Below are 465 nucleotides of genomic sequence, written 5' to 3'. Positions count from 1 at the left end.
CCCAAGGAGAAACACACCATGGCTGGAAACAACTCCGCCGAGATCCGCGTCGCAGGCATCGGCAAGCTCTACGTCGCCGACGCCGGCACCTCCCTCCCCGCCACCTTCGGCACGGACTCCGCCGCCGACTGGTCCGGCGCGGGCTGGAAGGACCTCGGCTTCACCTCCGGCGACGGCGTCACGTTCTCGAAGAAGGACAAGCTGGAGGCCATCGACTCGTGGCAGTCGGTCTCCCCGGTCCACTACATCTACTCGAGCCGTGACCTGTCGCTGAAGTTCTCGATGCTCCAGTTCAACGAGGACACGCTGCCGTTCTTCATGGGCGGCGACGCGGTGAAGGCGGAGCCGACCCCGGCGGTCGACACCTACCGCTACGAGATCGCCGAGCGTCCGTTCGCGGACGTGCGCGCCCTCGGCCTGGAGTTCACCGACGTCAAGGCCGGTGGCACGACCGCGGTGAAGTAC

General features: G+C 66.9%; 1 protein-coding gene. It reads left to right on the top strand.

Features of this window, described 5'->3' with window-relative positions:
- Window positions 1–18: 18 nt before the first annotated feature.
- Window positions 19–465 (top strand): phage tail tube protein (locus ACOV8S_RS31270; RefSeq protein ID WP_448321860.1); only part of this gene is annotated, 447 nt, incomplete at its 3' end.

It is taken from the genome of Streptomyces sp. CO7 (assembly GCF_053474865.1).
Note: the sequence above shows the minus strand (reverse complement) of the source record. Positions and strands in the feature narration are given on the sequence as shown.